This is a genomic window from Plantibacter elymi (nom. nud.) (assembly GCF_900177795.1).
Taxonomy (GTDB): domain Bacteria; phylum Actinomycetota; class Actinomycetes; order Actinomycetales; family Microbacteriaceae; genus Plantibacter; species Plantibacter elymi.
This window is the reverse complement of sequence record NZ_FXWJ01000001.1, coordinates 28,702-52,194: the sequence shown is the minus strand read 5'-3', so window position 1 is coordinate 52,194 and position 23,493 is coordinate 28,702. Positions and strand designations below refer to the sequence as shown.

General features: G+C 69.2%; 32 protein-coding genes. 20 read left to right on the top strand and 12 right to left on the bottom strand.

The features are described 5' to 3' along the window. The first annotated feature begins 13 nt into the window (after nucleotides 1–13). A complete protein-coding gene (locus CCK91_RS00300; RefSeq protein WP_086472366.1) occupies nucleotides 14–901 on the top strand; it encodes a MurR/RpiR family transcriptional regulator in 888 nt (295 codons plus the stop codon). 62 nt (nucleotides 902–963) lie between these two features. Here the strand turns inward: CCK91_RS00300 and CCK91_RS00295 are convergent, their stop codons facing one another. After that, nucleotides 964–1,755: an SDR family NAD(P)-dependent oxidoreductase gene (locus tag CCK91_RS00295; RefSeq protein WP_086472365.1), complete on the bottom strand. Its 792-nt coding sequence runs from the start codon at nucleotides 1,753–1,755 to the stop codon at nucleotides 964–966. 96 nt (nucleotides 1,756–1,851) lie between these two features. Here CCK91_RS00295 and CCK91_RS00290 point away from each other — a divergent pair, with 96 nt between their 5' ends. Both CCK91_RS00290 and CCK91_RS00285 read left to right on the top strand, forming a co-directional pair. Then, nucleotides 1,852–2,340, top strand: coding sequence for a MarR family winged helix-turn-helix transcriptional regulator (locus CCK91_RS00290; protein WP_086472364.1), 489 nt, complete (start codon nucleotides 1,852–1,854; stop codon nucleotides 2,338–2,340). A 53-nt stretch (nucleotides 2,341–2,393) separates the two neighbouring features. Further along, nucleotides 2,394–2,798, top strand: coding sequence for a VOC family protein (locus CCK91_RS00285; RefSeq protein WP_086472363.1), 405 nt, complete (start codon nucleotides 2,394–2,396; stop codon nucleotides 2,796–2,798). Here the strand turns inward: CCK91_RS00285 and CCK91_RS00280 are convergent. Together CCK91_RS00280 and CCK91_RS00275 are read right to left on the bottom strand one after the other, a co-directional pair. Beyond that, the gene (locus CCK91_RS00280; RefSeq protein WP_086472362.1) at nucleotides 2,753–3,262 is read right to left on the bottom strand and encodes a hypothetical protein; all 510 of its coding nucleotides are present in this window, start codon (nucleotides 3,260–3,262) and stop codon (nucleotides 2,753–2,755) included. The genes CCK91_RS00285 and CCK91_RS00280 overlap by 46 nt on opposite strands. 62 nt (nucleotides 3,263–3,324) lie before the next feature. Next, nucleotides 3,325–3,819 carry a GNAT family N-acetyltransferase gene (locus CCK91_RS00275; RefSeq protein ID WP_086472361.1) on the bottom strand — a complete coding sequence of 165 codons (495 nt, stop codon included), beginning with the start codon at nucleotides 3,817–3,819 and terminating at the stop codon, nucleotides 3,325–3,327. Between the two features lie 404 nt (nucleotides 3,820–4,223). Here CCK91_RS00275 and CCK91_RS00270 point away from each other — a divergent pair, with 404 nt between their 5' ends. Then, nucleotides 4,224–4,781 (top strand): dihydrofolate reductase family protein, encoded by a 558-nt coding sequence (locus CCK91_RS00270; RefSeq protein ID WP_086472360.1) that lies wholly within the window; start codon nucleotides 4,224–4,226, stop codon nucleotides 4,779–4,781. Nucleotides 4,782–4,822: 41 nt separating this feature from the next. Here CCK91_RS00270 and CCK91_RS00265 read toward each other — a convergent pair whose 3' ends face one another. Further along, entirely contained in the window at nucleotides 4,823–5,605 is a 783-nt protein-coding gene (locus CCK91_RS00265) for a phosphotransferase (RefSeq protein ID WP_086472359.1), read from the bottom strand. A 207-nt stretch (nucleotides 5,606–5,812) separates the two neighbouring features. Here CCK91_RS00265 and CCK91_RS00260 point away from each other — a divergent pair, with 207 nt between their 5' ends. From CCK91_RS00260 to CCK91_RS00245, 4 genes are all read left to right on the top strand, one after another. Then, nucleotides 5,813–6,841, top strand: coding sequence for a hypothetical protein (locus CCK91_RS00260; RefSeq protein WP_086472358.1), 1,029 nt, complete (start codon nucleotides 5,813–5,815; stop codon nucleotides 6,839–6,841). Then, a complete protein-coding gene (locus CCK91_RS00255; RefSeq protein WP_086472357.1) occupies nucleotides 6,838–7,209 on the top strand; it encodes a GntR family transcriptional regulator in 372 nt (123 codons plus the stop codon). The genes CCK91_RS00260 and CCK91_RS00255 overlap by 4 nt, the downstream gene beginning before the upstream one ends. Before the next feature lie 73 nt (nucleotides 7,210–7,282). Beyond that, complete coding sequence (locus CCK91_RS00250; RefSeq protein WP_086472356.1) at nucleotides 7,283–7,666, top strand: cupin domain-containing protein; 384 nt, start codon at nucleotides 7,283–7,285, stop codon at nucleotides 7,664–7,666. A gap of 90 nt (nucleotides 7,667–7,756) precedes the next feature. Next, complete coding sequence (locus CCK91_RS00245) at nucleotides 7,757–8,215, top strand: hypothetical protein (RefSeq protein ID WP_086472355.1); 459 nt, start codon at nucleotides 7,757–7,759, stop codon at nucleotides 8,213–8,215. A 9-nt stretch (nucleotides 8,216–8,224) separates the two neighbouring features. Here CCK91_RS00245 and CCK91_RS00240 read toward each other — a convergent pair whose 3' ends face one another. The 3 genes from CCK91_RS00240 to CCK91_RS00230 all read right to left on the bottom strand — a co-directional run bounded on the left by CCK91_RS00240 (nucleotide 8,225) and on the right by CCK91_RS00230 (nucleotide 10,923). Next, entirely contained in the window at nucleotides 8,225–8,668 is a 444-nt protein-coding gene (locus CCK91_RS00240) for a GyrI-like domain-containing protein (RefSeq protein WP_086472354.1), read from the bottom strand. Between the two features lie 98 nt (nucleotides 8,669–8,766). After that, nucleotides 8,767–9,603, bottom strand: a complete 837-nt coding sequence (locus tag CCK91_RS00235; RefSeq protein ID WP_086472353.1) for an alpha/beta fold hydrolase — start codon at nucleotides 9,601–9,603, stop codon at nucleotides 8,767–8,769. A 249-nt stretch (nucleotides 9,604–9,852) separates the two neighbouring features. Beyond that, nucleotides 9,853–10,923 (bottom strand): S41 family peptidase, encoded by a 1,071-nt coding sequence (locus tag CCK91_RS00230; RefSeq protein WP_086472352.1) that lies wholly within the window; start codon nucleotides 10,921–10,923, stop codon nucleotides 9,853–9,855. A gap of 123 nt (nucleotides 10,924–11,046) precedes the next feature. Between CCK91_RS00230 and CCK91_RS00225 the strand changes: the two genes are divergently transcribed. The 3 genes from CCK91_RS00225 (at nucleotide 11,047) to bla (ending at nucleotide 12,693) form a co-directional block, all read left to right on the top strand. Then, nucleotides 11,047–11,442, top strand: coding sequence for an SRPBCC family protein (locus tag CCK91_RS00225; protein ID WP_207568153.1), 396 nt, complete (start codon nucleotides 11,047–11,049; stop codon nucleotides 11,440–11,442). A 76-nt stretch (nucleotides 11,443–11,518) separates the two neighbouring features. Continuing rightward, the gene (locus CCK91_RS00220) at nucleotides 11,519–11,770 is read left to right on the top strand and encodes a hypothetical protein (RefSeq protein ID WP_086472350.1); all 252 of its coding nucleotides are present in this window, start codon (nucleotides 11,519–11,521) and stop codon (nucleotides 11,768–11,770) included. Between the two features lie 131 nt (nucleotides 11,771–11,901). Next, the gene (gene bla, locus CCK91_RS00215) at nucleotides 11,902–12,693 is read left to right on the top strand and encodes a class A beta-lactamase (protein ID WP_165766941.1); all 792 of its coding nucleotides are present in this window, start codon (nucleotides 11,902–11,904) and stop codon (nucleotides 12,691–12,693) included. 14 nt (nucleotides 12,694–12,707) lie between these two features. On the opposite strand, the gene CCK91_RS00210 is transcribed toward bla, so the two are convergent. Beyond that, entirely contained in the window at nucleotides 12,708–13,757 is a 1,050-nt protein-coding gene (locus tag CCK91_RS00210; RefSeq protein WP_086472348.1) for an SDR family oxidoreductase, read from the bottom strand. 85 nt (nucleotides 13,758–13,842) lie between these two features. Between CCK91_RS00210 and CCK91_RS00205 the strand changes: the two genes are divergently transcribed. From CCK91_RS00205 to CCK91_RS00170, 8 genes are all read left to right on the top strand, one after another. Continuing rightward, nucleotides 13,843–14,157 (top strand): ArsR/SmtB family transcription factor, encoded by a 315-nt coding sequence (locus tag CCK91_RS00205; protein ID WP_079704198.1) that lies wholly within the window; start codon nucleotides 13,843–13,845, stop codon nucleotides 14,155–14,157. Between the two features lie 76 nt (nucleotides 14,158–14,233). Then, nucleotides 14,234–14,758, top strand: coding sequence for a hypothetical protein (locus CCK91_RS00200; protein WP_242664189.1), 525 nt, complete (start codon nucleotides 14,234–14,236; stop codon nucleotides 14,756–14,758). Nucleotides 14,759–14,799: 41 nt separating this feature from the next. After that, entirely contained in the window at nucleotides 14,800–15,216 is a 417-nt protein-coding gene (locus tag CCK91_RS00195; RefSeq protein ID WP_086472347.1) for a hypothetical protein, read from the top strand. Between the two features lie 9 nt (nucleotides 15,217–15,225). Continuing rightward, nucleotides 15,226–15,642 carry a MerR family transcriptional regulator gene (locus tag CCK91_RS00190; RefSeq protein WP_086472346.1) on the top strand — a complete coding sequence of 139 codons (417 nt, stop codon included), beginning with the start codon at nucleotides 15,226–15,228 and terminating at the stop codon, nucleotides 15,640–15,642. Nucleotides 15,643–15,776: 134 nt separating this feature from the next. Next, nucleotides 15,777–16,220 (top strand): hypothetical protein, encoded by a 444-nt coding sequence (locus CCK91_RS00185; RefSeq protein WP_086472345.1) that lies wholly within the window; start codon nucleotides 15,777–15,779, stop codon nucleotides 16,218–16,220. Further along, a complete protein-coding gene (locus CCK91_RS00180) occupies nucleotides 16,213–16,539 on the top strand; it encodes a transcriptional regulator (RefSeq protein ID WP_086472344.1) in 327 nt (108 codons plus the stop codon). Before CCK91_RS00185 ends, CCK91_RS00180 begins: the two co-directional genes overlap by 8 nt. Nucleotides 16,540–16,638: 99 nt before the next feature. Continuing rightward, a complete protein-coding gene (locus CCK91_RS00175; protein ID WP_242664188.1) occupies nucleotides 16,639–17,004 on the top strand; it encodes a UBP-type zinc finger domain-containing protein in 366 nt (121 codons plus the stop codon). Further along, nucleotides 17,001–18,260 (top strand): FAD-dependent oxidoreductase, encoded by a 1,260-nt coding sequence (locus CCK91_RS00170; RefSeq protein WP_086472342.1) that lies wholly within the window; start codon nucleotides 17,001–17,003, stop codon nucleotides 18,258–18,260. The genes CCK91_RS00175 and CCK91_RS00170 overlap by 4 nt, the downstream gene beginning before the upstream one ends. 40 nt (nucleotides 18,261–18,300) lie before the next feature. Here the strand turns inward: CCK91_RS00170 and CCK91_RS00165 are convergent, their stop codons facing one another. Together CCK91_RS00165 and CCK91_RS00160 are read right to left on the bottom strand one after the other, a co-directional pair. Next, a complete protein-coding gene (locus CCK91_RS00165; RefSeq protein ID WP_086472341.1) occupies nucleotides 18,301–19,521 on the bottom strand; it encodes an MFS transporter in 1,221 nt (406 codons plus the stop codon). 31 nt (nucleotides 19,522–19,552) lie between these two features. Then, a complete protein-coding gene (locus CCK91_RS00160) occupies nucleotides 19,553–20,368 on the bottom strand; it encodes an SDR family NAD(P)-dependent oxidoreductase (RefSeq protein WP_369821862.1) in 816 nt (271 codons plus the stop codon). A gap of 173 nt (nucleotides 20,369–20,541) precedes the next feature. Between CCK91_RS00160 and CCK91_RS00155 the strand changes: the two genes are divergently transcribed. Then, a complete protein-coding gene (locus CCK91_RS00155) occupies nucleotides 20,542–21,621 on the top strand; it encodes a GlxA family transcriptional regulator (protein ID WP_086473095.1) in 1,080 nt (359 codons plus the stop codon). On the opposite strand, the gene CCK91_RS00150 is transcribed toward CCK91_RS00155, so the two are convergent. Further along, nucleotides 21,618–22,421, bottom strand: a complete 804-nt coding sequence (locus CCK91_RS00150) for a family 1 encapsulin nanocompartment shell protein (protein WP_086472340.1) — start codon at nucleotides 22,419–22,421, stop codon at nucleotides 21,618–21,620. The genes CCK91_RS00155 and CCK91_RS00150 overlap by 4 nt on opposite strands. A gap of 2 nt (nucleotides 22,422–22,423) precedes the next feature. Continuing rightward, nucleotides 22,424–23,491: a Dyp-type peroxidase gene (locus tag CCK91_RS00145; RefSeq protein ID WP_086472339.1), complete on the bottom strand. Its 1,068-nt coding sequence runs from the start codon at nucleotides 23,489–23,491 to the stop codon at nucleotides 22,424–22,426. Nucleotides 23,492–23,493: the final 2 nt, after the last annotated feature.

The following is a 23,493-nucleotide window of genomic DNA, read 5'->3' as shown; positions in this document are numbered from 1 at the left end:
GAGAGGAACGCCGATGGCTGCTGACGTCCACCGGACGACACGTGCGGTGTCCACCGAGGTGCGCGCCCGTCTCGACGACCTCCGTCCTTCCGAGCGACGGATCGCCGAATCGCTGCTCGCCGACCCGGGCGCCTTCGCGACGCGGTCGGTCGCCGAGATCGCCGAGGAGGCCTCGACGTCGACGACGACGGTCGTGCGCTTCACGCGCAAGATCGGCTACGACCGCTTCAAGGACTTCCGGCACGACCTGACTGAGGAGAACCTCCGCGAGCGGCTCGCGCTCGCCGGGACGAACGTGCAGTCACCCGACATCGTCGCCGGAGACAGCCTCGACGACATCGTCGCGAAGGTCGCCGCGAACGAATCGCTCTCGATCGCCGACACCGCACAGGCGCTCGACACGGCAGCCCTCACCCGTGCGGTCGCCGCGGTCGCCGGCGCTCGCCGGGTCGACATCTTCGGCGTCGGGGCGAGCTCCATCGTCGCCGTCGACCTGCAGCGGAAACTCTCGCGGATCGGGCGGGTGGCGCTCGAGTGGCCCGACCCGCATGCCGCCTGGACCGCCGCTGCGATCCTGGACGAGCAGGCGGTCGCCGTCGCGATCTCGCACTCCGGCGCGACCGCGGACACCGTCGACTACCTCCGGCTCGCGGCCCGCTCCGGGGCGACGACCATCGCGATCACGAACCACGCCGAGTCGACCCTGGCGAGCAGCGCGGACATCGTCCTCCAGACGTCCGCGCGGGAGACGGCGTTCCGGTCGGGGGCGCTCGGCAGTCGGATCGCACAGCTGATGGTCGTCGACTGCCTCTTCATCGGCGTCGCCCAGGTTGACTCCCAGGCGTCCATCGGTGCGCTGCAGCGGACGTTCGACGCCGTACGGGAGCGTCGCTCCGAGTGATGTCGGCGCAGGGGTCTCGACGTGCGCGTACCCGCCCGCGAGTCCTGTGGCACCTGGCCTGGCTAGAGCATCCCGGTCAGCACTCCGCCGTCCGCGCGCAGGGCTGCACCGTTCGTCGCCGACGCCAGTGGGCTCGCGAGGTAGGCCGCCAGCGAGGCGATCTCCTCGGGTTCGATGAACCGTTCGAGCAGGGTGGTGGTGTTGCGACCGATGATCGAGGCCTTCACCGCGTCGACCGGCGCGGCCTGGTCGGCGGCGATGGATTCGATCGTGGTGGCGACGCCGTCGGAGTAGGTCGGGCCGCCGAGGATCGTGTTGACCGTCACGGCGGTGCCCCGGGTGCGCTTCGCCAGTCCGTTGCCGAGGGCGATCATCGCCGCCTTCGTGACGCCGTAGTGGATCATGTCGGCGGGGATGTTCACGCCGGACTCGCTGCTGACGAACAGGATTCGTCCCCAGCCGCGGTCCAACATGCCGGGCAGGGCGTGCCGGGACAGCCGGACGCCGCTCATCAGGTTGACCTCGAGGACGTGGGACCAATCGTGGTCCGAGATGGCCTCGAATTCCGCGAGACCGAACTGGCCCACGTTGTTCACCAGGATGTCCACGGCACCGAGATCACCGAGCAGTCGCTCGACGGAGGTGGGATCGGCGAAATCCGCGACGATCCCGTCGTGGCCGGCATCGGGGTGCCTGCGCTGAAGCGCGGCGACCGCGTCCTGCACCGCCTGCTCGGAGCGCCCGTTCACGATGACCCGTGCGCCCTCCGCGGCGAGCGTCCGAGCGATGGCTGCGCCGATGCCACCGGTCGATCCGCTGATGAAGGCCGTCTTGCCTTGAAGCTGCAGGTCCATGTCGTCTCCCTCTGTCGGCGATACGCCGCCTCACTTGCTCAGGCAAGTCAACCTAGGCCGGTTCACTTGCTCAAGCAAGTCGAATAGGCTTGCTCCATGACCGAATCCGCCGAACGCCCCGGCCTCAGCGGCGACCGGCTGGCGGCCTGGGCCTCCGTCGCCACCCTGCTGGAGCGGCTTCCTGCCGCGCTCGATGCCCAGCTGCAGCGCGACAGTGGACTGAGTCACTATGAGCACGGGCTGCTCTTCGCCCTCGACACCGCCCCGGACCGCACGCTCCGGATGAGCACGCTCGCCGGGTACGCGAGCAGCACGCTCTCCCGGCTCTCCCGCGCGATCTCGCGGCTCGAGAAGCAGGGCTGGGTGCGACGCGAGGTCGACCCCACTGACGGACGGTTCACGCTCGCCGTGCTCACCGACGACGGCCACTCGCACGTCGCCCGGTCCACGCCCGCGCACCACGCGCTCATCGAGGAGCTCGTCTTCGGCTCGCTCACGGAGGCGCAGGTACGGCAACTGGCCGAGATCAGCGCGAAGATCGCGACGGCGATCCACCCGACCGTGCCGTGGGCGCCGTCCGAGTGAACCTCCGAAAGACGTCCTTGTGGGTGTGCTCACGCCGGGCGTAGCTTGACCGCATGAGCCTCTTCATCACGTGTCCGGTCGAGAGCGTCGAACGCGCGACCGCCTTCTACGACGCCCTCGGCTGGACCCGCAATGCCGCGATGTCCTCCGACCAGGTGTCCTGCTTCGAGATCGCGCCCGAACAGTACGTCATGCTCGGCAGCCGCGAGATGTACGCGAGCGTCGGCGGCACCGAGGAGCTGATCGGTGGACCGGACACGCCCTCGAAGGTCACGGTCTCGTTCGACCTCGGGAGCCGCGAGGCGGTCGACGAGCTCGTCGAGCGGGCCGGCGCCGCGGGTGGACGGATCGGCGACACCGACGACTATCCGTTCATGTACCAGCGCCAGTTCGACGACCCCGACGGGTACCACTACTCGCCGTTCTGGATGAAGCCCGACGCCGAACCGACCGCCTGAGTGACCTCACCGCGACACGGCACGGCGAGCAGGTCGCCGGGCGCGAGGTCGCGGGGGAGCAGCGCGCGCTGATCGGTTCCGGCCTCGCTGTCGATGCGGAACGACACCGTGTGCGTCGTCGACGCGCGGCCGATCAGCCGGAGTTCCGACCAGCACGCCTCGGCGCCTGAGAGACAGGCGTCGAGGGTGAGGTGATGGCCGTCCTCGTCGAACGCCGCAGCGACGACGCGCATGACGACCACGGAGGTCTGCTCGACGGGAGACGGGCATCCACCCGTGCCGGGGATCACCGCTGTGGCCGAGTGGACGCACGGGGTTCCGCACTGTTCGACCAGGCGCAGCATCGGTACGTCGTCGACGATCACGTCCGTGGTGCTGAGGTGGGTGTGTGCCGGCCAGCGGTCGGGGACGAACGGGTCCGGGATGCTGCGGCGGAGCGAGGGCAGGATCGTCGTGAGGGTCATGACCTCCGGTCTACGCCTCGCCGCCCGCCCGAGCCTCGGTCCTCACAGGATCCATACGTCGTTCACCGGAACCCAGACGGTCTCCTCACGTCGCGCGCGAACGACACCGTCGTGGCCGTGCGTCCGGTCTCTGTGAGTCCCGCCTTCAGGAGGACCCGCTGGGACGCGACGTTGGTGACGTCGGTCTCAGCGGCCGCCCGTTCTGCGCCATGCGCTGCGACGAACGACAGTGCGCCGGTGACCGCTTCCGTCGCGAGTCCGATCCCACGGGCAGCAGGGACGAGACCGTAGCCGAACTCGACGCGGCCATCGCTGTCGGGTGGGCCGAAGAAGCCGAGTCCACCGACGGCCGAACCGTCGGCGTCACGGATGAGGTACAGCGTGAAGATCGGGTCGCCAGTGGTCGATTCCGCGAGGCCACGGAGCGGGCCGAGCTCATCGGCGAACGGATACTCCGGGTGCCAGTCGTCACCGTCGCGCTCGTCGCGTTCGACGATGCGTCGCGCGAGCGCCGGTGAGATCGGTTCGAGGGTGGTTCGTTCGGTGCGGATGATCATCGACGCCAGTCTGGCAGGGTGCAGAGAAGACGATCGAGCCGCGCGCCACGTGAGGAGCGTCAACACCAGCTTGAGGACCACCGGCGACAGTGCGACGAGTTTCCTCGGCGGCGGCCCCGCCGAGAGTGCCCAATCTGCTCGCTGATCAGTGGTCAGAGAGCAGAATGGGCACTCTCGGGGCACATGGTGCCGGAACCGCGTTGTGGCGTGCGTCGGAACTCCGATCACCACGCGACGCCCCGGTGCAGTAGCCTCCGAGCAAGTCATACCCGACCGCCGGCCCGCCGCGGGTGACCCAGAGGCCGGAGAGACAGCGGGAAGCGTCTTCGGTTTCCATCAACTCCGCGCGTTCGTGTACGTGTTTCGGATCGGGAGGCCGGCGATCCGTGAGGGAGCGTAGTGCGATGAGACCACTCCGATACTCGATCAACGTCACGCTCGACGGGTGCTGTCATCACGAGGCGGGACTCCCGCCCGACGAGGAGTCGATGCGGTACTGGACCGCGCAGCTGGCTCGGGCCGACGCACTCCTGTTCGGCAGGGTGACCTACGAGATGATGGAGGCCGCCTGGCGGAGACCGGCTTCGGGCACCTGGCCGGACTGGGTCGAGCCGTGGCAGATCCCCTTCGCGGAGACCATCGACCGGGCGAAGAAGCACGTCGTCTCGAGCACGCTGGGCGATGCTGCCTGGAACGCGGAGCTGGTCAGAGGCGACCTCGACCAGGCGGTCCGGCGGCTCAAGCACGAACCGGGCGAGAGCCTCTGGGTGGGCGGGGTGACGCTGCCGCTCGCGCTGGCCGACCTGGGGCTGATCGACGAGTACGAGTTCCTCGTGCAGCCGGTGCTCGCTGGACGCGGGCCGACCCTGCTCGCCGGGCTGCGTGAGCGCATCGAGCTCCAACTCGTGGACCGCCGCGAGTTCCGCTCAGGCGCGGTCGCCATGCGGTACCGGCCGGCCTGAAGACGCCGCCCAGAGTGCCCGTTCTGCTCCTGCCCGAAGCGTCAGGGGACGGATTGTGCACTCTCGGTGACCTGCTCGAGGACCTGGAGTTCGTGACGCACGTGGTCGAGCGCATCCCCGGGGTGGCGATGCTGCAGATCGTGCAGCATGAAACGGCAGGCCCAGATGCGCGCGGCCGTCGACGCCTCGTCGAGGTTCGCTCCGTCGGTCCAGCCCGCGAGGAACGCCCGCCACACCGGTTGGTCGAGCAGCGGTATCGCGTGCGGGTCCAGTCGGAAGATGGCGGAGGTCCTGGCCCGGTCGTAGTCCGGCGACCCTGCTGCGGCGTTGGTCCAGTCGATGATGGCGGTCACGCGGTCGTCCGGCCCCAGCAGCATGTTCAACGGGTGGAGATCGAGATGCAGGAGCGAGCGCCCGCCGTCGATGGAGGCGAACGCCGGAGGGGCGGTGACCGTCCACAGCGCCGCCTGCGCACGACCACAGGCCAGACCCCGGGTGAAGGCCCGCTCCGCGGTCGCGCCGTTGAGATCGGCGGCGACAGTGCCGTCGACCCGCTCGATGAGCGCGGCCGCCCATGTCACGCCGTCGGTTGGGACGAAGGTACCGAGGGTCGCTGGAACCGGCACCGCCACGGAGGCTGCGTTCGCAGCGGCGAGTTCGTGCGCGATCGTCTCCGGGGAGCCGAGGCGCAACACGGCGTCGTCGATCCCGAACACCCGCCCGGTCATCCCGCCGAGCGGCTCGAGGCGTTCATGATCGAGACCGAAGTGGGCGCTCGCTTCGATGAGGGCGCGACGGAATCCGCGCTCGTTGTCGTCGACCATCACGTCAGCGTAGGTGAGGTGCGCCGTCGGGTCATGGGTGTCGCCACCGTCACCCCAATGACGAGCGGGTCTCGGCTGAGTGGTGCTGCCATGCCACTGTCGCAATGATGGGGTGGGCAAACTTTGAGCTGCGTGCGCAGTACAAGTTTGTGCTACCTTGTCAGCACAAGGCGCGCTGCGCTCCGTCCGACGCTCCGAGAGGTACCGATGCTCACGACACTCCTCATGCTGCTGTCCGAGGTCAAGCAGATCCTGCCCCTCGAGAACGCACTGACCTTCGGCTTGGTGATCTTCGCGCTGTCCTGGGTGCGCCCGCGTCGCATCATCTCGTTGCCCGATCGAGGCCCCCGTCGCACCGTCCTCCGCTGGGCAGCGACGGCGGGCGCCGTCGCGATCGTGGCCACCGCGACCCTCGCGAGTGCTCTGAACGTCGGCGTGTACGACGCGTCCGGATACGACGGTTGGTGGCGGCGGCCGGCGCCGCTCGTCGTGGCGACCCTCGTGATCGTGATCGCGGCGCTCGCCTTGCGTCGTGTCCCCGTGCCCGCACCGGGCGAGCGGGCGATCACGCCGCAGCGGGCATGGAGCACCTTCGCACCGCGCGCGTCGATGTGGATCGCGGGTATCGCGGCGTCCATCGTCCTTCTGACCACCACCTGGCAGATCGCCAGCGCGACGACGGCACCCGAGGACGGCGAGTTCTTCGGACATGTCCCCGACTATTCGCCCCTGCCGATCTACACGAACTTCAACAACGGGTTCGGTTACGTGTCCGGCTCGGGATGGCCGAACCACCTCGCCACGGTCATCGTCATCGTGCTCGCCGCACTGACACTCGTCCTCGTGCTCCGCACCGACGCCAACCGGCCGATCCTCGCCCGGTCCACCGCGCCGAGTGTCCGACCGGACCGCGAGTCGACCGCCCGGGTGTTCACGCTCCTCATGCTCGCCGGCCTCACCGCCACACTCGGCGCCGTCTGGATGCACGTGGGGTCGGCTGGGACGTCGCTCGTCGGGATCGACGAGTACTGGGTGTCGGAGAACGTCTCGAACACGCGCCTGTTCATCGACGGCGGATACAGCGCGATCGCCCGGCCGATGAACCTCGCCGGCTACGCCCTCCAAGGAGCCGGTGTCGCTCTGGCGCTCCGAGTCGCGGTGGACACCGTCAGAGCTGCGCTCGCCACACGAACGCGCTCCGACGTGGACGTCGAGTTCGCCGGGTCGGCTCGATGAACCACCTGTCGGCCGACGAGATCACCGAACTCTTCCGCGGCGCGATCCGGTCGGGGCTGCTGGGAGACGGCGAACGCCTCCCGACGGTGCGGCAGACCGCTCGGGACTTCGCGGTCGCCCAAGCCACGGCGGCGAAGGCCTATCGGGCGCTCGAACAGGAGGGTCTCGTCGTGACCCGGACCGCGGCCGGCACCCGCGTCGCCCCCGGAGCCTCGCGGGCGCCGCAAGCGGTCATCGAACGGGCTCGTGCGCTCGTCGAGGCGAGCGACGCGGCCGGGGTGGCCGTCGAGGACGTCCTGGCGATCGTCCGTGCGATCGCGAACCGTCGCGTGGAGGAGCCGTCGACGACGGACCGGCTGGACGGCTGACCGAGCCGGCGCGGACCGAGACCGAATGGCTCTGCCGTGCCACTCCGCGCGTCAGCCGGGAGAGGATGGACGCATGAACGCTCTCCGCGGAATCGATATCGCCGCCGAACTCCGACAGGTCGAGGCCCATTGGACTCCTCGAGTGGTCGGACGGGTCAACGATCAATACGTGAAGGTCGCGAAGCTCCTCGGCCAGTTGGTCTGGCACGACCATGCGAACGAGGACGAGATGTTCCTCGTCGTGTCGGGCACGCTCCGTATCCAGCTCCCCGACGGCGAGGAGGTCGTGCTCACGCCGGGCCGGTTCTTCGTGGTGCCGCGGGGCGTGCAGCACAATCCCATCGCCGACGAGGAGGTCGAGATCGTCTTGATCGAGACCGTCACGACCGCGCACACCGGCGACGTGATCGTCGAGGGCACGGTGCCCGTCGAGCGTCAGCTGGGCGACTTCCGCTGACGTCCGGCGCCCGACAGCTCGTGAACGCCGCCGGTCAGGATGCGGGGCGGGGGTCGGAGGACGCTCCCTCGATTCGGGTACGCTCGCGGCGTGAACGGAGACGAGACGCTCGTCCACGTGACGCACGACGCGCCGTGGCTGCCTCCTGGAGGCAGGGCCGAGGTGATCCGCCGGACGATGCCACCCCGACCGATGGCGGTCGTACGCTTGCTCCTCCGCGACTCCGACCGGGTGTTCTGCGTGCCGAGGCAGGAGACAGGTCGGCTCGATCTCCCGATGCTCGAGGCTGCACGCGATGACCTCGACGGCACAGTGACCGTCCGTGAGCTGGCCCAGCGCATCACCGGCGAGCACACGGGCATGCACTTCATCGGCGCCGTACGCAACGTCGTGGAGGCCCCGGCCGACGGATACGACTGGCCGGTCCCTGTCGCCCACTTCGGCGTGTGGGCCTCGGACGCGACTCCGAAGGCTCACGGCATGTGGGTGCGTCTCGACGATGACGAGCATCAGCTGCGCGACCGGCACTGGTACCCGTTGGTGAACTGAGCCGACAGCTCAGCGCGGCGACCTGACTGGAACGAGGCAGTCGACCTCGCCGTCGCGCCGATAGTGCTCGATGTGGGGGCGGTCTTCGTCGTGATCGGCGAGGTCGAAGAGCACGTCGAAGGCGTCGCCGATCCGGGCGTAGACGCCGGGCGCCTCGCCGCGAAGACGCAGCCTGAGGTAGTCGCCGCCGGGGATCACGGTCTCGTCCAGGCCGAGCGGGTTGTCGGCATCCCGGTCCAGCCGCGCGGACGCCATGCGGTACCTGTCACTTCCTCCGTAGACCAGGCCCATCATCTTGCGACCCTGCAGCGAGTCGAACGAGTTCTCGAACGCCGGCCAAGCCGCCTGCACCTGCTCGATGTCGAGTGCGACGTCCTGGCTGAGTGCGGCGATGTCGTCGAGCGTCACGACATCGATCCGGCCGAGGTCATGCGTCATCGGGAAGTGCGTCATGCCTCGTGTCTAACACGTCCCCGGCCGGACTCGGTGGTCGCACGAACGGCGCACCCGAGATCACCCGGGTGCGCCGCACGTCTCCGACGGTGGTTCCCTTACTGCTCGATGAAGGCGAGGAGGTCGGGGTTGATGATGTCGGCGTGCGTGGTCAGCATGCCGTGCGGGAAGCCCTCGTAGACCTTGAGGGTCGCGTTGCTGAGGAGCTCGGCCTGCTTGATGACCGCGTCCTTGTACGGCACGACCTGGTCGTCATCGCCCTGCATGCAGAGGACCGGCACGGAGATCGCCTTGAGGTCCTCGGTCTGGTCGGTCTCGGAGAACGCCTTGATGCCCTCGTAGTGCGCCACGGCGCTGCCGGTCATGCCCTGACGCCACCAGTTGTCGATCACGGGCTGGGACACGGTGACACCGTCACGGTTGAAACCGTAGAACGGGCCCGAAGCCACGGCCTGGAAGAACTCCGCCCGGTTCGCAGCGAGCGCGCTCCGGAAGCCGTCGAAGACCGAGATGGGCGTCCCTTCGGGGTTGGCGTCGGTCTGCACCATCAGCGGAGGCACGGACGAGACCAGGACGGCCTTCGCCACACGACCCTGCGGCTCGCCGTACTTGGCGACGTACCGCGCGACCTGGCCACCACCCGTCGAGTGCCCGATGTGGACGACGTTGCGCAGGTCGAGGTGCTCGACGACCGCCGACACGTCGCTGGCGTAGTGGTCCATGTCGTGGCCGGACCCGATCTCCGAGGACCGCCCGTGACCGCGCCGATCGCTGGCCACCACGCGGTACCCCTTCGACAGGAAGAAGAGCACCTGCGCGTCCCAGTCGTCCGACGAGAGCGGCCAACCGTGGTGGAACATGATGGGCTGCGCCGCCGGGTCGCCCAGATCCTTGTAGTAGATTTCCGTGCCGTCGTCCGTTGTCACGAATGGCATGACTGACCTCCAAGCTCATGTCGAGCCAAGCCGTGCTCGGAACGACTCTCGCGAATTCCACTTCCACGGAATGTGGGAGCGCGACCACGGTAACGCGACGCGACGGCCGTTTCGCTGGTCTGTCGAAAGTCCCGACACCTGTCCAAACCGGTTGCCGCAGACGTCCAGTTCCGGGCGGCCGAGAGTGCTCGTTCTGCTCGCTGGGCGTGCTCGGACGAGCAGAACCGGCACTCTCGGTGGACGGATCGTTCAGCCGCGGTCGGCGACCCACGCGCCGATCACCGCGGGGAGCTGCGTGAAGTCCTCGACGACGGTGTCGGGCTGGATCGGGACACCGTAGCGTTTGCCGGTGCGATCGGCGTCGACGGCGACCGTCAGGTTGACGACCGCGCCGTCGTAGAGGCGGACCGGCTGGTTCGCCGTGCTGAAGCCGTAGCTCGGCTGACCGAACACGCGCACGTCCGACTGCCCGATGAAGGCGATCGCGACCGCCTCCGCGGAGCTGCCGGTCATCCCGTCGATGACCACGGCGATCGGACCGTCCACCTTCGGCTGCGGCTTCGTCGCCGCGCTCTGTCGATTGCCGTCGGACGAGACGCCGCCGCCCGACACCGAGACGACCGTCGACCTGTCGACGGACTCGAAGGTCTCGACGGTCCCGTCATCGAGCAGTGGTGCCACGGCAGCCAGCATGGGCCACACGTTGCCGCCGTGGTTGTCCCGCAGGTCGACCACCCACGCCGACGTGTCGGGCCTGGCGGCGGTGATCGCATCGACGGCCGTGTCGATGTACCGCTGGCCGAAGGAGTCCTTTCCGGAGCCGCCACCGATGAGTGTCGGGAGGCGGATGGTCGTCACGCCGTCAGCGCTCGTGACGGTGGGCAGTTCGTTCTCCGCTTTCGATCCCGACGACGGCCCGAACAGTTCGGCCGCGGTCGCAGGATCGTTGAAGGTGGTGTGGGGGCCGCCGAGCTCGGCCGCCGCCTTCGTGAGCGGCCCGTAGGTGTCGGCATAGTCGGAGGCGTCCGCGACTGAGGCCAGAGCCCGCTCCCGCACCTGCGTGTAGCGGTCCGGCGTCGCGTCCACGCCCCGCTGCATCGCATCCAGCGCGACCTCCGCATACGTCTGCGGCGATGGTGGGACGAGGTAGATCCCGTACGACCGCAGGAGCGGCGCGGCGACGACCGCGCCGCCGACCACCAGCGCGAGGAATGATGCCGTGACGACGGCAGCGATGAGGCCACGCCGACGCCGACGACGTCGCTGTTCCATGGGGGCCGGTGATGGCAAGGGCGGTCGACTGCGGGTGATGCCGGGCATGCCTCCAGGCTACAAATCGTCGATGGTCGAATCGTCAGCCCGCAGGACGATCCCGCTCGCGGAGCATCATCCGCAGGCGGGACGTGGCGGATGGATCCCACACCGAGGTGGCAGGATGCGGTCATGAGAAGTCACCATGTGAGCCGGGTCATCGGCGCTTCGCCGGAAGCCGTTTACGAATACGCGTCCGACATCGACAATCTCCCACGGTGGGCGGCCGGTCTCGCGCAGGCCGAGGTGGTGCGCGAAGGTGACTCGCTGTTCGTCGAGTCGCCGATGGGTCGGGTGGAGGTCCGGTTCGTCGAGCGCAACCGCTTCGGCGTGCTCGACCACGACGTGACCCTGCCGTCCGGGACCGTGGTGACCAACCCGGTGCGCGTCCTGGCCCATCCGGAGGGTGCCGAGGTGGTGTTCACGGTGCGCCAGATCGAGCTGGACGACGACGCGTTCGCGCGGGACGTCGCGATGGTCGCGGCGGACCTCGAGCGCCTCGATCGTCGGCTCACCGGGCAGGAATGATCGGCGCACGCCCGACCTGGCCCTGGTCTCGTCGGTTCGTGCGCCGTCGTTCCGGATCTCGCGATAGCGTCCTCCCATGGACTCGCTCGTGCAGCAACGGCTCGCCTTCGAACGTGAGCGCACCGTCGGCTGGGTGATGATCACGATCGGTCTGCTCTTCGTGGCCGGCTCCGTCTGGTTCGCAGCTGCGGGCTCCCCACTCAGCTGGGCGATGGCGGTGTTCTGGACCGTCTGGGCGTGCTTCGGCATCCGGCGGGTGGCGACTTCGCGTCGGACGCAGCAGGCGTTCGAGCGGGAGCACGGCGCCACCGCCGGCGTTCGTCGATGAAGCGGGGCGTCGCCGTCGCCCTGGCCGGTGGGCTGGTGCTCGGGCTCGTGGGGTGCGCCTCCGCTACTCCGTCCCCTTCGGCGTCGCCGAGCTCCCCAACCTCGGCGCCAACGTCGGCCCCGCCCACGTCGATGCCCGACCGGTCCGTCGAGTTTCAAGCCTTGGAGGCCGAGTTCAGCGCGCGCGTCGGCATCAGCGCCGTCGACACCGGCACCGGTGCGCGCCTGTCATACCGGGCTGACGAGCGCTTCGGGTATGCCTCGACGATCAAGGCGCTCGCCGCAGCGGTCTTCCTCCACGAGGTGCGCGGTTCGGCGCGTGACGAAGTCGTCAACTGGTCGGCTGAGGATGTCGAGGCGGCCGGCTATTCGCCGGTGACGAGTGAACAGGTCGAGACCGGCCTGACTCTGTCGCAGCTCGCCGAGGCCGCCGTCCGGCGGAGCGACAACACGGCCCTCAACCTCGTCCTCGCCCGGATCGGTGGGCCGGCAGCGCTGGATGCAGCGCTGGGTGCGCTCGGCGATGAGGTGACCGAGGTCGTCAACGCGGAGCCGCTGCTGAACGTGATCGAACCGGGCAGCACCGATGACACCACCACCCCTGCCGCGTTCACCGACAACCTGACCCGCCTCGTCGACGGCTCCTACCTGGAGCCCGCCGACCGGGCGACGCTTCTCGCCTGGATGAGCGGCAACGCGACGGGCGACACGCTGATCCGGGCCGGTGCGCCGGCGGGATGGCAGGTGGCGGACAAGTCCGGGGGTGCGGGTGGGATCCGGAACGACATCGCGATCATCGACCGGCCGGGCGGCGACCCGATCGTCCTGACCATCCTCACGAACACACTCGACCCGGACGCCGAGTACGACGACGCGTTGGTCGCGGAGGCGGCGAGCGTCGCGCTCGCCGCCTTCGAGCAGTAGCCGGGCTCCGACGCTTACGGGATGAGTCGCTGCTCCCGCAGGTCCCGGAAGATGCGGAGGAACATCGCCTCTGTGTCGACGTACTCGTGGAACCCGGCTCGGCGGGACTTCGAGGTGTCGGCGATGACGTCGTAGTCCCACGCGAAGACGAAGTCGCCGAACGCCCACGACGACACCTCGGCGTAGCTGGTGGGCGCGAGGCCGTGCCGCTCGACCATCGCGTTCCACAGTGCCTCCTTGTCGGCCATCACCTCGACGAGGCTCATCTCGAGTGGAGGCGCGACGTCGAGGTCGAAGAAGGCGGCGATCTTCGGCCACATCGACGACCACCGGAACACGTCGCCGTTCGTGATGTTGAACGCCTCGTTGCGGGCGGCCTCGTGCGTCGCGGCCCACACTGTGGCTTTCGCGAGGAGGTCGGCGTCGGTCATCTCGATCAGGCTCGTGTACGCGCCGGGCTTCCCCGGGAAGCGCAACGGGATGCCGAGCTCTTTGCTCATGGATGCGTAGACGGCGATGACCATCGCCAGGTTCATCGGGTTGCCCAGGCCGATCCCGGCGACGACCGACGGCCGCAACGCCGACCATGACCAGGCCGCCCCGACCTGGCGGCGCTCGAGGAACTGCTGCTGGTCGACGTTGAACTCCGGCGGCATGTGCGGCGGGTCGGACTCCTTCGCGGGTGTCGCGAAGGGCCCCAGATGTGCGCCGTAGACCTTGTAGCCCTGCATCAGGCTGACGTGTTCGAGGCCCGGCGCGACGGGTTCGACGGCGTCGACGACGTTGGTGAGCATCGCGAGGTTCGGCGCGACGAGCTCGGCCCAGCTGGGGCGGTCCTGGTACGCGGCGTAGAACAGGTGCGTCACCTCCGACAGGCCCCGCAACTGGCGGATGGTCGCGTCGCGGTCGAGCAGATCCACCGCGAGGTGCCTGACGGATCCCCGGTCGGTACCGCCGCGGCGGGACAACCCGATCACGTCCCAGCCGAGCCCCTCGAGGTGGGTGATCAGGTTCCCGCCGATCACGCCGCGGGCTCCCACCACCAGTGCGGTGTGCTGTGTCATGACATCTCCATCGTTAGATCGCGATTTACCGATCCACAGTGTTGCACAACATCGTGGAATCGCGATATTGCGATATGGTCGACGCATGACGAACGCTGACGAGTTGGACCTGGTGGCGGTCTTCAAGGCGCTCGGCCACCCGACGCGCCTGGCCATCCTGGGGTGGTTGAAGGATCCTGAGTCGTTCCCGCCGCAGGATCAGCCGGCGGCCGAGGTCGGGGTGTGCCTCAAGCACATCCAGGCGAGGGCCGAGGTGTCGCAGTCGACCGCCTCGCAGTTCATGGCGACACTTCAGCGTGCCGGCCTCGTGACGTGCACCCGGATCGGCCAGTGGTCGCACTATCAGCGCGACGAGGCCGCGATCGAAGCGCTCGGTCGGCGGCTGTCCCTCGACCTCTGATCGCTGCAGGAGGTCAGGACGGCCTGCGGCTGCAGGGGCACGTGCGCGACGGGGTGGGCGTCCGTAGGATGTTCGCGTGATCCTGTCTCGCACGCCGGTGCTTCTATCGGTCGGACTGTTGGCCGCCTCGATGTTGCTGAGCGCCTGCGCTCCAGCGAGCACGTCTCCGACCGAGGGCGCACCACCCGCGACGTCGTCGGAGGCTCCCGCGGCGAGCGCTTCACCCCTCCCCGATGCTGCTTCCACCGCGATGGGAGCGGTCGACGGTTTCCTCGCCTGGCTCGACGCCTCGCGGAAGCCGGACCCTGAGACCGCGTGCCGCCAGCTGTCTCCGGAGCTCGTCATCCGCATGCTGGCGGAACTCAATGCGCAGAGCCCGGTGCAGGCCGGTACCTGCGAGGAGATGATCAACACCACCGCCGAGCTCTACCGGGCGACCGGCCAGGATCCCGCCGTCGACATCGCCGTGCAGGAGGAGACTGCAACGGCTGCCATGCTGTTCGTCACCTACCTGTCCTCGGGTGACTGCGGCACGGTCGTGATGGAGCGCCCCGGCACCGACTGGATCATCACCGAGCTCTCACGGGAGTGTGCGGGGTAGGCCTTGACCTTGCACCGGGGTGCAGGGTCGACAGTGAGGACATGACTTCCTCGATCGTTCGACGCACCGTGCGCCTGTCCGCCCTCTACGACCTCGTCGTCACCGCCGGGTTCGCCCTACCCTTCACCGCACCGACGCTGTTCGCCGGATTGGGCGTCATCCACTCCGCACTGGCACTTCCCGGGGTCGTTCCCGACCCTGGAGACGTGTTCGCGGTGATGTTCGCCAACCTCATGGGTTCGCTCGTGGTGGTCTGGTCGGCCTTCCGCCTGGTGCGTCCGACGTGGGCGGCCGGTGTGGCCGACACGGCCGGGAGGTTGCTCTTCTCGCTCGGCATGGTGGCCGCGTTGCTGCATGGCGCGTCACCGCTGGTCCTCGGGATGCTCGTGTTCGAGCTGCTGTGGGCGGTCGTCCAGGGCGGCGTCATGCTGTCGGCTCGTCGGGCGGCCTTGGCCTAGGGTCGGCTTGTGCATATCGCTGAGCTGGCCCGGCTGGCCAAGGTGAAGGTGTCCACCGTCCGGTTCTACGAACGGTCCGGTGTGCTCGCCGAGCCCGAACGGACCACCGGCGGTTATCGCGACTATCGGCAGACCGATGTCGTCCGCCTCCGGTTCCTCCGTCGCGGCCAGGAGCTCGGGTTCACGCTGGCGGAGCTCCACGACTTCGACCGGCTGTCCCAAGCGGTGCGGAGCGGAGGTGCCTCCGCCGGTGACGTCGCCGCGGCGGCGGCGCGGAAGCTGCAGGAGATCGACGAGAAGGTCGCCGACCTGCAACGGACGCGTTCCGCCATCTCGGATCTGCTCGATGCCCAGTGCGTCGATCCGTCGGTGCCGTGCCCGATCGTCAATGCCCTCGCCGGTGTGGTGGAGGCCGGGTCGTCCTGATGAGGTCGCCGCGGAGCTCCCGCCGCCCTCGTCCTGCGCCACCGCGACCTCGAGCGCAGTGAGCTCGACGTTGATTGTTTCCTTTGGGGAAACACTGTGATAGTTTCTTCGGACGCAACGACTGGAGGTCGATCATGGATCATGAAGACGCACAGGACCGCTTGAACCAGGCACGAGACGCCTCGCACCGCTCCGCACGCCAGGGAGCGCTCACCACCGCCATCCTCACCGCGGTCCTCATCATCGCGCTCGGGGTCGTCGTCGACCTCGACATGGTCTGGCTACTCGGACTCGTCGCGATCGGGTTCGTCGCCCTGTCCCTCGCGCGCCCGGTGAAGCTCCGCCTCGACTGGTCGGACCGGACCGGCGTGCTGCTGCTCACCGCGAGTGGCGTGGCGGTCGCCGTGGTCTACGTCGTGACCCAGTGGATCGCCCGTTCCGCCGGCGTCTCCGTACCGAACACGGTGTCCGCGATCGTCGCAGCCGTCGTCGTGTTCGCTGTCTGTCTGCCTGCACTGGTGCGCCTCGCGAACGGCTCCACGCCGCTCCGCGGACGGTCGGGGTCGCGCGATGCCTGACGACGATGGAGCCGAGGACGCCGCGGTCAGCCGCCAGCCGCTGAACCCGCTCTTCCACGAGCCTGCCCGCCTCGCCCTGCTATCCGCGCTCGCGCCCGCCGAGTACACCGACTTCGCCTCGCTCCTGCGCATCACCGGCGTCAGCAAGTCGGCTCTCTCGAAGCACCTCTCGGCGCTCGCCGACGCCGGGGTGGTCGAGGTCGGGAAGAGCGACACGGACCGCCGCGGACGCCGTATCGCCCTCACCGCGGAGGGCAGGGTCGCCTTCGACTCCTATCTCGACGCCCTGACCGCGATCGTGCAGAACGCCCGGGGCTGACGGGCTGCCGCTCCCAGCTCTCGATTTCCGACTGAGGTCGAAGCGGGTTGCCCATCGAGAGACGTACGGTGAGTCCACGTCACCGCAGCACGAGCCGAGATGAGGTCCACCATGGACGACGTCGAGCAGTACATCAAGCCGGACGTCCCGCCGTCCGGCCCCGGTTGCGTCGAGTGCGAGGCGACCGACAGCTGGTGGCTGCATCTCCGCCGCTGCACGTTCTGCGGGCACATCGGATGCTGCGACGACTCCCTGAACAAGCACGCGACGAAGCACGCGACCACCACCGGTCATCGCGTGATCCGCAGCTACGAGCCGGGCGAGGACTGGTTCTACGACTACGGCACGGAGGAGTCGTTCGCCGGTCCCACCCTCGCGCCCCCGCTCAGCCACCCACGCTCGCAGACGGTCCCCGGGCCGCACGATCGTGTCCCTACCCAGTGGGAACGACTCCTCGGTTCATGACCGTCGTCGGGGAGGTGGCGATCGCACCACTGCTCGTGTTCGAGCGGTCCTTCGGTCGCGAGGCCTTCGCGATCCGCGACTACCTCACCCGCAGTGGTGTCCCGTTCCAGACGGTGGTGGTCGAGACGGACGAGGACTGCCGGGCCCAGCTCGGTTCGGGTCTGGCAGAGGCCCGGCTTCCCGTCGTCGCCTTCCCCGACGGCACCCGGCTCGCCGATCCGACGCCAGCGCAGATCGCCGAACACTTCGGTTGGATCAAGCGACCGCAACGCAGCGAGTACGACGTCCTCGTCTACGGTGCCGGACCGGCCGGGCTTTCGGCCGCGGTCTATGCGGCGTCCGAGGGACTCGATGTCGCCGTGGTCGAACGGGACGCCGTCGGCGGTCAGGCCGGTTCCAGCAGCCTCATCGAGAACTACCTCGGCTTCGCGCATGGCATCTCAGGCGCAGCGCTCGCTGAGCAGGCGCGACGACAGGCGATCGCGTTCGGCGCCGAACTGCTCGTCATGCGTCACAGTCTGAGCCGGAGCTTCGGCGACCATCACATGCAGGCCGAGCTCGCGGACGGCTCGCGACTCTCCGCACGGGCGGTCGTCTGCGCGACGGGCGTGCAGTGGCGTCGCCTCGGCTTGCCGAAGGAGGACGAGCTGGAGGGCTCCGGCGTCTACTACGGCGCCGGCACGAGCGAAGCGTCCTCGTGCGTCGGCGAGCACGTCTACATCGTGGGCGGTGCGAACTCGGCGGGCCAGGCGGCGATGAACCTCGCCGCGCACGCCGAGCGGGTCACCGTCCTCGTCCGCGGTCACTCCCTCTCGTCGACGATGTCGACCTACCTCCTGCGGCGACTGCTCGCGGCCCCCAATGTCGAGATCCTCGTGGACACGACGGTCGCCGCACTCCACGGCGACGACCACCTGCAGTCACTGACCGTCGACTCGGCCGGGACGACGACCGACGTGCCGGCGTCGCGCCTGTTCATCTGCATCGGCGGGAGCCCCAACACCGCCTGGGCCCGCGACTCCGCGGTCGCGCTGGACCCTCGCGGCTTCCTGCTCACCGGAGGTGACCTGCTGCCGGAGCACCTGTCGGCGTGGCCACTCCGCCGTCAGCCCCTGCACCTCGAGACGAACCAGCCCGGCGTGTTCGCCGCCGGTGACGTCCGCGCCAACTCCATCAAGCGGGTCGCGTCGGCCGTCGGTGAGGGCGCGATGGCGGTCTCCCTCGTCCATCGCTACCTCGCCGAGACGTTCGGGTAGGCCGAAGCGACACCGCCCGCTCAGTGGCAGCCGGGCCCGGTCAGTGGCGTCCGGCCGCTCGCCGGGTCATCGCGACACCGGCGAGTACCGTCGTCACCAGTACGAGCGAGACGAAGATCAGCAGCACGTCGATCTCCGGTGCGAAGGTGAGGGCGAAGCCGATGGCCAGCACCGGGAGTGCGAGGCCGCAGTAGGCGATCAGGAACACGAGCGACAGCGTCTCGCCCCGGCGGGCGGGGTCGGCGAGCGATCCGGCGGTCGCGATCGCCGACTTGAACAGGACGCCGACACCGAGTCCGGCGATGACACCGCCGAAGAGGAAGACCCCCAGCTGCGGCAGGACCGCCCCCGCGGCGACCGCGGCGAGTCCGACACCGCAGCTGACCGTCGCGATCAGGAGCTGGCGCTGTAACGGGAGTCGAGCGAGCAGCACCTGACCGAGCGCGGCGGCTCCGAACACGGAGAAGGTCGTCACACCGGCGAGCAGGTGGTCGGGTGCGTCGAAGGTGCCGATGAGGATGGTGGGCGCGAGCGAGGTGAACAGTCCGAGGAGCGCGAAGCCGGCGAAGGCCCCGAACCCCGCGGCGATGAACGCCCCTCGGGACGACGCCGGGACCGCGAGGCGCTGTGGTCGGTAGCGCCTCCGTGGTTCGCTCTGCTCGACGGTCTCGGGCACGGAGACCATGACGATCGCGGCGATGACGAGCGCGACGAGGAACACCGCGTGCGGGAGCACGAGCGGGTTCGGGAGGAACTCGGCGAAGAGTCCACCGATGAGCGGTCCGAGGGCGAGACCACCCAGGTTGCTGGCCCCGGCGACCGATGCCGCGACGATCGAGTTCTCGTCGGGCCGGGCGACCGCGCGCAGTTCGCCGAGGTGCGCGGTCGCCGTCGCGGTGAGCACGCCGATGCTGACGCCGTTGACGACCCGCGCGACGATCAACCCCTCGACGCTGCTCCAGAGGAGGAACAGCACTGCCGACAGCGCCGAGATCAGGATCGCGATGAGCAGCATCCGCCGCCGCCCGACCCAGTCGCTGATGTGGCCGACGAAGAAGAGGCTGAACACGACGCCGACGGCGTAGGCGGCGAAGATGACGGTGATCGTCGAGACGGGGAACCCGTCCCTCGCCTGGTACAGCGCGTACAACGGCGTCGGGACGGTCGAGTAGGCCATCACCAGCAGGAACGTGGTGGCGACGATCCAGAACCCGGCACCGTGGGAGACGTGGGATCGGGTCGAAACAGGAGAGGTCGTCATCGGGTCGCTCGGCTCTCGCTCGGTGTCGACGTCAGGGCAGGATCGAGTCGACGTAGCCGCCGTCGACCCGGAGCGCGCCGCCGGTGGTGCCGGACGCGAGCGGCGAGGCGAGGTACACCACGAGGTTCGCGATCTCGATGGGTTCGAGGAGGCGGCCGATCAGCGACTGCGGGCGGTGCAGCCGCATGAACTCCCGCTGGGCGTCGTCCCACTCGAGCTCGTCGCCGACCAGCTGCCGGACGAAGGTCTCCACGCCCGGCGTGTGGGTGGGGCCGGCGATCACCGAGTTCACCGTCACGCCCGTCCCGGCGGCAGCCTTCGCGAAGCCGCGGCTCACCGCGAGGAGTGCGGTCTTCGACATGCCGTAGTGGATCATCTCCTCGGGGATGACCACGGCGGAGTCGCTGGCGATGTCGACGACACGACCCCAGCCGCGTCCGGACATGCCGGGGAGCAGGAGCCGGGTGAGGCGAGCGGCTGACAGCACGTTGACCTCGAACATCGCCCGCCACTGCTCGTCGGTGATGTCCAGCGGCGGTACGGCCTCGAAGACACCGAGGTTGTTGACGAGGATGTCGACCTGGCCGGCCTCGGCGACGAGCCGTTCAGCTCCCTCCCGGGTGGTCGCGTCGGCAGTGATCCCGCGCACCGACTCCAGCGATTCGGTGTCGAGTGACAGGACAGCGGCCTCGAGGCGATCGGCGTCGCGACCGTTGACGATGACGTCCGCCCCCGCCTCGACGAGCCGCGCGGCGATGGCGTAACCGATCCCGCTCGTCGAGCCGGTCACCAGCGCGGTGCGATGGGTGAGGTCGAGGGGGATGGATCCCGCGCGTTCGAGTCGCATGGACGTACTCCTTCAAGCGTCGTGACGGTGGTCGGAGACCCCGGGTCGTGGGCCTGCCGGTCCGAGCGTATGCCGCGAGCGGATCGCGGTCACCGGACATCCGTCGCCGAGCGCTTCGACAGACGTCGGAATCGGAAGTGGTCGGACCGGGCATCGTCCGGCAGGATGAGGGGATGAGCCCGCCCCGACAGGTGTCGCGAACCACGGATCCGCTCGGCGCGCCCTCACGACGGCGTCAGGTCGGGATCTTCCTGTTCGACCAGGTGAAGACGCTCGACTTCGTCGGCCCGGCCGAGGTGTTCACCGAGGCGAACCAGCGGGTCGACGGCTACGACGTCCGGTTCTTCTCCCACGACGGCCAGGACGTCGTCACCTCGATGGGACTCCGGGTCGGCGTGGACGCCGCCGCGGCCGACAGCGGACCGCTCGACCTCGTGATCGTCCCGGGGAGCGAGTCCGCACCACAGGTGTACCGCCCGGAGGAGGTGCAGACCGCGGTCCGGCTCCTCGCGGCCCGAGCCGAGCGGGTGGCGTCGATCTGCAGCGGCGCGTTCGCCCTCGCGGTCACCGGGCTCCTCGACGGCAAGTCGGCGACGACCCACTGGAAGTTCACCGGCGCGCTCGCCACCGCTTACCCGTCGATCGACGTCCGTCCCGACTCGATCTTCGTCCGTGACGGCGACACGTACTCCTCGGCCGGGGTCGCCGCCGGGATCGACCTCGCGCTCGCGATCGTGGAGGAGGACCACGGCGCGGACGTCGCACGCTCCATCGCGCAGTTGCTGCTCGTCTACATGCGCCGGTCCGGCGGCCAGTCGCAGTTCTCCGCCTCCGTCCGCGCGAAGCCGGCGCGGACCTCGATCGCGAAGGCCGTCGCGGACTACATCCACGGCGATCCGACCCGTGCGGGATCGTTGGCCGACATCGCCGCACACGCGAACGTCGGCGTCCGCCATCTCAACCGGGTCATCCGGGACGAGCTGGGCATGACGCCCATCCAGTACGTCGGCTCGCTCCGACTCGACGTCGCGCTCGGCATGCTGGAGGCCGGGGACACGGTGGGGCAGGTCGCCGCTGCCGCCGGGTACGCCAGCCCGATCGCCTTCCGCCGCGCGTTCGCGGCACGGTACAACACGACGCCCTCCGAGTACCAGCGACGGTTCCGCACGACGGGTGTCGGCGTGGCCGAGGCGTCCCTGCAGACCCGGTCGCCCCTGGCTGATCCGATCGACGGAGCCGTCTCACCGCGCTAACGGATCGCGACGGCAGCCTCTGGTGTCACGACGCGGAAGCTGAAACTCTCCTCCAGATAGAGGCTCACCGACTCGGCCGAGTGCGCCGCATAGCCGAGGGCGATGTCCTGACCGGATTCGAACAGGAAGTCGCCGCCGCGCCTGCTGAGGACCACGGCTCCCTCGATGCCGGGCGTCCAGACGACCTCCCCGCCGAGGATGGCCTCGATGTGCGAGGACAGCCGCGCGCCACCGCTGTCGTTGCCGCCTGTGACCGACACCCAGCCCGGTGCGTCGACGGCCAAGGCGTAAGGGCCGCCGACCCCGGATCGCGCGAGCGTCTCGACCGCCGTGGCGACCACCTGTGCGAACCGCGTCGGGTCGTCGTCCCTCGTCAATGGAGGATGCGGCGAGGCAGCCGTCGCACCCGTGTAGCCGGCCGCGGACCAGCCGGACAGGATCGCCGCGTTCTCCAACGTGGACAAGCGGGTGACCGCGTCGTCGAGCGGGGAGAGGTCCACGTCGAGTGCGCCTCGGGCCGCGCTGTCCAGCTCGCTGCGCACCAGCGCGAAGTCGGCACGCACTTCGGTCAGCGGCAGCACCGCGCGCTGTCGGGCGATCACTCCGTCCATCGGGGCGTCGACGACCGCGCCGACACGGCCGATGTCGGTGGAGGAGTGCTCCCAACCCAGCGGTCCGGCGAAGTCGACCACCCGTCGGCCACCGAGCACCGGGGTGAGGCGCGCGCGGGCCTCGTCGTCGAGCATCTGCCAGGTCTCATCGGTGATCGGCGCGAGGTGTCGGAAGAGATGGTTGTTCACGGTCACGTCCTTTCGGGAGCGGTTTGGAGCGACCCGAGACCGAGGGAACCGTCGGCGGGCTCGGGCGGCGAGGCAGGGACGACGGCGCTCGCCGGATCAGCGGGGCCGGACGGGGCCGGATCGTCGTCCATCGCCTCGAGGAACGCGGCGCTCGGAGCGAAGAACACGGACCCGGTCCGGGCGGTCGAGAAGTCGAGGAGTCGGTCGTGGAGTCCCGGCGGGTCGCCGATGAACATGCGCTGGAGCATCCGCTCGATGACCCAGAGCCGACGGGCGTACCCGATGAAGTAGGTGCCGAACTCGCCGCCGGCCGGGCTGCCGAACGGCATGTTGTCACGGAGGATGTCGTGCTCGGCACCGTCGACGACGACCGTGGACAGCGTCTTGTGCGACTTCTGGCCGGTCTCCGCGTCGTCGAGTTCGATGTTGTCGGCCTTGGTGCGGCCGATGATCGCCTCCTGCTGCTCCGTCGTGAGCGCGCGCCAGCGGTCGAGCGGATGCGTGTACTTCTGCACCACGACGTAGCTGCCACCGGCGAAGGCAGGGTCCTCGTCACCGACGAGCGTGGCGTCGGGAAGGTTCTGGCCGACGGGGTTCGCGGTGCCGTCGACGAAGCCGAGCAGGTCACGGACGTCGAAGTACCGGAAGCCGACCGTCTCGTCCACGACCTCGACGGCATCGCCGAGCAGGTCCAGGAGCTGCCGCTCGAACTCGAAGCACAGGTCGCGTCTCGCAGCACGGATGTGGAGCAGGACGTCGCCGGGCGTGGAGGGTGCGATGTGCCGGTCGCCGACGACCGCGGGGAAGACATGGAGCTCCTTCGGCGCGGGACCGCGGGTGAGCTCGCCCCAGACGCGCGCGCCGATCCCGACGGTGCAGGACAGGGCGGCGTCGAGATCGCGGAAGGCGACGTTCTTCAGGACGTCGGCGACACCCGCCAGGGTGCTGCGGACGGTGTCGAACGCGCCTGCCGCGTCGCGCACGGTGAGCACGAGGAAGACGGCGGTCCCGCTGAGCGGCGCGTCCACGGCCTGAGGCTCGATCGGGACGCGTCGCGCTGAACTGGTCACGT

Excerpts from the sequence above, each read along its gene's own strand:
- CCK91_RS00300 (WP_086472366.1), top strand. The coding sequence starts at position 14 with ATGGCTGCTGACGTCCACCGGACGACACGTGCGGTGTCCACCGAGGTG.
- CCK91_RS00295 (WP_086472365.1), bottom strand. The coding sequence starts at position 1,755 with ATGGACCTGCAGCTTCAAGGCAAGACGGCCTTCATCAGCGGATCGACC.
- CCK91_RS00290 (WP_086472364.1), top strand. The coding sequence starts at position 1,852 with ATGACCGAATCCGCCGAACGCCCCGGCCTCAGCGGCGACCGGCTGGCG.
- CCK91_RS00285 (WP_086472363.1), top strand. The coding sequence starts at position 2,394 with ATGAGCCTCTTCATCACGTGTCCGGTCGAGAGCGTCGAACGCGCGACC.
- CCK91_RS00280 (WP_086472362.1), bottom strand. The coding sequence starts at position 3,262 with ATGACCCTCACGACGATCCTGCCCTCGCTCCGCCGCAGCATCCCGGAC.
- CCK91_RS00275 (WP_086472361.1), bottom strand. The coding sequence starts at position 3,819 with ATGATCATCCGCACCGAACGAACCACCCTCGAACCGATCTCACCGGCG.
- CCK91_RS00270 (WP_086472360.1), top strand. The coding sequence starts at position 4,224 with ATGAGACCACTCCGATACTCGATCAACGTCACGCTCGACGGGTGCTGT.
- CCK91_RS00265 (WP_086472359.1), bottom strand. The coding sequence starts at position 5,605 with ATGGTCGACGACAACGAGCGCGGATTCCGTCGCGCCCTCATCGAAGCG.
- CCK91_RS00260 (WP_086472358.1), top strand. The coding sequence starts at position 5,813 with ATGCTCACGACACTCCTCATGCTGCTGTCCGAGGTCAAGCAGATCCTG.
- CCK91_RS00255 (WP_086472357.1), top strand. The coding sequence starts at position 6,838 with ATGAACCACCTGTCGGCCGACGAGATCACCGAACTCTTCCGCGGCGCG.
- CCK91_RS00250 (WP_086472356.1), top strand. The coding sequence starts at position 7,283 with ATGAACGCTCTCCGCGGAATCGATATCGCCGCCGAACTCCGACAGGTC.
- CCK91_RS00240 (WP_086472354.1), bottom strand. The coding sequence starts at position 8,668 with ATGACGCACTTCCCGATGACGCATGACCTCGGCCGGATCGATGTCGTG.
- CCK91_RS00235 (WP_086472353.1), bottom strand. The coding sequence starts at position 9,603 with ATGCCATTCGTGACAACGGACGACGGCACGGAAATCTACTACAAGGAT.
- CCK91_RS00230 (WP_086472352.1), bottom strand. The coding sequence starts at position 10,923 with ATGCCCGGCATCACCCGCAGTCGACCGCCCTTGCCATCACCGGCCCCC.
- CCK91_RS00225 (WP_207568153.1), top strand. The coding sequence starts at position 11,047 with ATGAGAAGTCACCATGTGAGCCGGGTCATCGGCGCTTCGCCGGAAGCC.
- CCK91_RS00220 (WP_086472350.1), top strand. The coding sequence starts at position 11,519 with ATGGACTCGCTCGTGCAGCAACGGCTCGCCTTCGAACGTGAGCGCACC.
- bla (WP_165766941.1), top strand. The coding sequence starts at position 11,902 with ATGCCCGACCGGTCCGTCGAGTTTCAAGCCTTGGAGGCCGAGTTCAGC.
- CCK91_RS00210 (WP_086472348.1), bottom strand. The coding sequence starts at position 13,757 with ATGACACAGCACACCGCACTGGTGGTGGGAGCCCGCGGCGTGATCGGC.
- CCK91_RS00205 (WP_079704198.1), top strand. The coding sequence starts at position 13,843 with ATGACGAACGCTGACGAGTTGGACCTGGTGGCGGTCTTCAAGGCGCTC.
- CCK91_RS00195 (WP_086472347.1), top strand. The coding sequence starts at position 14,800 with ATGACTTCCTCGATCGTTCGACGCACCGTGCGCCTGTCCGCCCTCTAC.
- CCK91_RS00185 (WP_086472345.1), top strand. The coding sequence starts at position 15,777 with ATGGATCATGAAGACGCACAGGACCGCTTGAACCAGGCACGAGACGCC.
- CCK91_RS00180 (WP_086472344.1), top strand. The coding sequence starts at position 16,213 with ATGCCTGACGACGATGGAGCCGAGGACGCCGCGGTCAGCCGCCAGCCG.
- CCK91_RS00175 (WP_242664188.1), top strand. The coding sequence starts at position 16,639 with ATGAGGTCCACCATGGACGACGTCGAGCAGTACATCAAGCCGGACGTC.
- CCK91_RS00170 (WP_086472342.1), top strand. The coding sequence starts at position 17,001 with ATGACCGTCGTCGGGGAGGTGGCGATCGCACCACTGCTCGTGTTCGAG.
- CCK91_RS00165 (WP_086472341.1), bottom strand. The coding sequence starts at position 19,521 with ATGACGACCTCTCCTGTTTCGACCCGATCCCACGTCTCCCACGGTGCC.
- CCK91_RS00160 (WP_369821862.1), bottom strand. The coding sequence starts at position 20,368 with ATGCGACTCGAACGCGCGGGATCCATCCCCCTCGACCTCACCCATCGC.
- CCK91_RS00155 (WP_086473095.1), top strand. The coding sequence starts at position 20,542 with ATGAGCCCGCCCCGACAGGTGTCGCGAACCACGGATCCGCTCGGCGCG.